Below are 4,596 nucleotides of genomic sequence, written 5' to 3' on the forward strand. Positions count from 1 at the left end.
CCCAGCCTTCGCTGGGGTGACACGGAAAGAAATTGCAACCTATAAATGCCCAAGAGAAGCGTACATATCCAACCAATATGGATTATCGCGTTCAATCATATTGATTTTCCACTGGCGCTGCCACGCTTTGATGTTTTTCTCGCGCTTTATCGCGGTGTGAATGCAGTCATGGTTTTCATACCAAACTAACCGACTCACACTGTATTTTGTCGTAAACTTCGCACCGACACCCTGCTTATGTTCCCAAATACGCCGCGCAAGATTGTTCGTCACGCCCGTATAGAGCGTGCCATGATCTTGAGAGCTCACAATATAAACAGCATACCTCATCGCACCGAACATAAAGAGAACATTTACATTTGACAACGTCTTTTTCGCTCACCAAAATCATGGATATCTCAAAACTTATCCCCGCCCTGCAAAGTCTGGCGCATATTTACATCACCTTCTCATGGTGTGGGCGATGCGCAAATTCGTGTCATGAGCGGGCTGATGCTTTGAGCATTGAGCGAGCATGTGTTGATTGTCAGCTTGAAGATCAAAACATCAGGTAAAGCGCACGCTTCTGGCGGCACGCATACCAAATTCCATTATCTAACAGCGGTCAGACCGTGCGCTTTACAGCCCACCTCCTCACCGACACCAAAAAAGACCGACAAAACTCCCCATAGTGATATGGCGGAGATATTGGCGCATCTAAGCTTTTTAGCCTCATCACCGATTGCATGACACTCCAGCAAATACACCATTGCGCAAGACACGCTTTAGCAAATTCCGCCGCGCGCGCTCTATCTCGCTGCAACAATCCCCATTTACCATTTTTGCAAGCACGTATAATATTTATCCCGAATTTGATGATATTGCCTGCTCTGGGACGCGGCGCAATCTAAACGCCACATCATTCGTGGATGCATATTAAAGGGGATGCATTAATGCGAAATCATACGCATAAACACCGCACACTATTTGGCAAAACAGCAAAATTTGCTTTCACCGCGCTTGCCGCCATCACCCTCTCGCCTGCTGCGATAGCGCAGTCAGCGGTGGATACAATCGAACCGGTTGCTGCTTGCACCCTGTCTGCCGAAGAGCTGAAAGACCCGCATTCCTTCGTCCGCATAGACCAAAAATACGCCGTCATCGCATGGTGGGCGCTACATGGGCGCGACAACCTGCCCAGAATAGTTGAGTGGGTCGGCAATACCCACGCAAGTGAAGTGTGGACAAACTGGACGATCAAAGGAAAAATCAAGAACGGAAAACCGAACCGCTATGGCGTCAAATCCGATGCCAAGGTCTACAAAGCCATGAAGAAATACAAAAAAATCCCGTGGGACCGGATCGACATGTATCCCGCGCCAGACGCTGTCAAAATGATTACCAAGACCTTTGGCGATTGTTTTGGTGAGCGCAGCGCCGCTCTCGACTTTAAGGAGATCGGCCTTGTTCGCGGTGATTTTTCGGCTGATTTCTGCAACGCCGCCGCCGCCATGCCCGAGATCAACGGTTATGGCGTGAAGAGCGAGTACAAGCCGTTTCAATACTGGGCGGCGAACCAGATCAACTATCACAGCGATCAAGCATGCGGTTATGTCCCTGACATGGCGTTTGACTGGGCGCTGGAAAACGACGCCGCCGGCAAGGAGGCTGCCCAGGCGGCGGCAGATGCAGCCCATGAACGCATATTGATGCAACGCGCCAGCGGACGCGCCACGATGGATGCTATGAAAGCCTATAATGAAGGCGCAGCTCAGCGCGCCGCCTATGTCGCAGAAGAGCGCGCTAAACATGCCGCCGAGGAACAAGCCCGCCAAGCCGCTGCTGATGCGGCTTACAACAACATGATCACCAACTCACAAAACCAGATCCCAACACCACCAACCAACAATGAACGGCGTTGTTATGACCAAGGCGATGGTACGGAGAAGTGTTTTTATGACTAGTAAGAAAACAAGAAGAACTACTAGAATCAGCGCCCGCTTAAGGCTAAAGCTCGCCTGTGTCACGCTTGCTGTTGCATGCATACCCCCTGCTGCATCAGCAAAGCACTGTCCGAACGGTTTGGTCCTCGCCAACACATTTGAACATTATTTTGCCAGCGGACCAAATACATGGGGACAGGCCATCCTATATTGGCAGGATTATGGCTCCGCGGCGGTGGAAACACGCACTAAAGTCGTTCGCGCTTTGCTTGAATGCTACGGCAATTATTGCGGCATGGGCAATGGCGACACCACTGCGCACGCCACGCTGAAGAAATATTATCAGGAACTGGCAGCCTTTGAAGGGGGCCGGTCCACGGTGAAGCCGGAGTTTCCGAAGGGGCTTGATGCCCCGCCGCCAGTTATGCTGGCATGGGCTGAAAAACGTTTTGGCTGCACTGCCGGACCAACTAACAATGAACGTCAGGCAGCGCAGCTTGCAACTTATAAAGCAGAACAGGCAGAGAAAGCCCGCATTGCGGCTCTACCGAAAAAGCCTGCAACCCGCGAAGAATTGGTTCTGCGCACGAATATAGTCGACGACTGGGAATTCTATGAAGTCGCGCGCAAAGAAGGCGGGCCGATGTTCTACCGCTGGTGGGATGCCAACAAGAAAATGCGCACCATCCAGGACGCCTATGATATGTGCTATTTCCACAAGCCAACGAGTGTTGAATGCACAGGACCAAAAGCATGGGCAGATCGCATGTCTGGTAAGAAAACCTATTGGGGTAGTGGTCAGGCAAACCAGCCAAATAATGGCACCTACACGGAAAGCTATACCGATAAATACGGCTTCAAGCCACCGCCGCGCACCGCCCCTCCGCCGCCAAGCTCCAACCGCCGCGATTGTTATGACCAAGGCGATGGCACAGAAATCTGTTTCACCGATTAAGCTGGCAGCATCTTCATACCAATAAACAAAAAGCCCGACCATTTCTGATCGGGCTTTTATTATTTTCACATAGCAACGATAAGATTAAAACCCTTGCCCTGGGCGTTCTCTCCACAAAGTGGAATGTTCTTCACCCGAAATTTCTTCCTGAGGCCGGCCATTTGAAAAATAATACACGGCTATAGAACGGCGCATGAGATCAGGTGGACCTACTATTTTTTCCGGCTGCCCATGAAAGGAAAAATCTGTCGTCGAAAAAAGAACCGTGCGATTCATAACGGGCAATATACGCCGCTGACACGAAGTCATTTCACGATCCCACAATTCCAACCAACCCTGATTTTCCTCTTTCCACCCATCATTCAAATAGACCAGCAAATTTAATCGACGATCCAATTTAAAGAAATGATGCTTGTTAAAATCAGCATGGATTGCCAACTTCCCGCCAGAACTGGTGAAATGTAGTCCTCCGCCTAGCATATAAGGATCTGGCATTAGTCCTTGAATGCCAGTCACTGCTGTCAGTGTTTGAAGAAAGTGCGCTTCGTTTAATTGCCGTAGAATTTCTCTTGTATTCGGGCCGTACTCAGTTTTCCATGTTGATGCGTATTTCTGGACAGAATAAGTTCCATCATCATGAGGCTCTACCGAACTTTCAGATGTCGCCGGCCATTCTTCAATTACGTTGCTCAACACGTCGTTTTCAAACAAATTGTCGATTACGAGATGCGGGAAAGGTTGAGCGCTTTGATAATCGGCAGCTAGTCCCGTCAATTTTTCAATGGCACCCGGTGCAAAAACATTGATCTTTTTTGTTTGCTCTTCACTCAAGCCGAACAAACCTTTGATTGCATCAAGGTTGATCATTATCGCTCCTTAATATCTAGCAATAGAAAAAAGCCCGACCTTCTATGATCGGGCTTTTCTTTGTAACTATCTAAGTATCCAAGAAGCTGCGCAATTTACGTGAGCGGCTTGGGTGTTTCAGCTTGCGAAGCGCTTTGGCTTCAATCTGACGAATACGTTCACGTGTCACCGAGAATTGTTGCCCCACTTCTTCCAGTGTGTGGTCAGTATTCATACCGATACCAAAACGCATACGCAGCACACGCTCTTCACGTGGTGTAAGAGACGCTAGAACGCGCGTTGTTGTTTCACGTAAGTTCGACTGAATCGCTGCATCCACAGGAAGCAATGCCATTTTGTCTTCGATGAAGTCACCAAGATTACTATCTTCATCATCACCAATTGGCGTTTCCAGAGAAATCGGCTCTTTTGCGATTTTGAGAACCTTGCGGATTTTCTCAAGCGGAAGACCAAGCTTTTCAGCCAATTCTTCAGGTGTTGGCTCTCGGCCAATCTCGTGAAGCATTTGGCGCTGTGTGCGCACGATTTTATTGATTGTCTCAATCATGTGCACAGGAATACGGATTGTACGGGCCTGATCCGCGATAGAACGCGTAATCGCCTGACGAATCCACCAAGTGGCATAAGTCGAGAATTTGTAACCACGGCGATATTCAAACTTATCAACCGCTTTCATCAAACCGATATTTCCTTCCTGAATAAGATCCAGGAATTGAAGACCACGGTTTGTGTATTTCTTAGCGATAGAGATTACGAGACGAAGGTTTGCTTCCACCATCTCTTTTTTCGCCACGCGAGCTTCACGCTCACCTTTTTGAACCGTCGCAACAATGCGGCGGAAATCTTCAATCG

General features: G+C 49.0%; 5 protein-coding genes. 2 read left to right on the plus strand and 3 right to left on the minus strand.

Features of this window, described 5'->3' with window-relative positions:
* Positions 1-39: 39 nt before the first annotated feature.
* The gene (locus AC5EF3_RS16205; RefSeq protein WP_493548791.1) at positions 40-330 is read right to left on the minus strand and encodes a GIY-YIG nuclease family protein; all 291 of its coding nucleotides are present in this window, start codon (positions 328-330) and stop codon (positions 40-42) included.
* Positions 331-932: 602 nt separating this feature from the next.
* Here AC5EF3_RS16205 and AC5EF3_RS16210 point away from each other — a divergent pair.
* Together AC5EF3_RS16210 and AC5EF3_RS16215 are read left to right on the plus strand one after the other, a co-directional pair.
* Positions 933-1,943 (plus strand): hypothetical protein, encoded by a 1,011-nt coding sequence (locus tag AC5EF3_RS16210; protein WP_493548788.1) that lies wholly within the window; start codon positions 933-935, stop codon positions 1,941-1,943.
* A complete protein-coding gene (locus AC5EF3_RS16215; protein ID WP_493548789.1) occupies positions 1,936-2,877 on the plus strand; it encodes a hypothetical protein in 942 nt (313 codons plus the stop codon). Before AC5EF3_RS16210 ends, AC5EF3_RS16215 begins: the two co-directional genes overlap by 8 nt.
* Before the next feature lie 84 nt (positions 2,878-2,961).
* Here the strand turns inward: AC5EF3_RS16215 and AC5EF3_RS16220 are convergent, their stop codons facing one another.
* Both AC5EF3_RS16220 and rpoD read right to left on the minus strand, forming a co-directional pair.
* A complete protein-coding gene (locus AC5EF3_RS16220; protein WP_015826963.1) occupies positions 2,962-3,744 on the minus strand; it encodes a 2OG-Fe(II) oxygenase in 783 nt (260 codons plus the stop codon).
* A 70-nt stretch (positions 3,745-3,814) separates the two neighbouring features.
* A partial coding sequence (gene rpoD / locus AC5EF3_RS16225; RefSeq protein ID WP_493548790.1) for an RNA polymerase sigma factor RpoD occupies positions 3,815-4,596 on the minus strand: 782 nt, incomplete at its 5' end.

This window comes from Hirschia sp., from assembly GCF_058892565.1.

Bases quoted from the DNA above. Each gene is read 5' to 3' on its own strand.
- AC5EF3_RS16215 (WP_493548789.1), top strand. From the start codon at position 1,936: ATGACTAGTAAGAAAACAAGAAGAACTACTAGAATCAGCGCCCGCTTA.
- AC5EF3_RS16205 (WP_493548791.1), bottom strand. From the start codon at position 330: ATGAGGTATGCTGTTTATATTGTGAGCTCTCAAGATCATGGCACGCTC.
- AC5EF3_RS16210 (WP_493548788.1), top strand. From the start codon at position 933: ATGCGAAATCATACGCATAAACACCGCACACTATTTGGCAAAACAGCA.
- AC5EF3_RS16220 (WP_015826963.1), bottom strand. From the start codon at position 3,744: ATGATCAACCTTGATGCAATCAAAGGTTTGTTCGGCTTGAGTGAAGAG.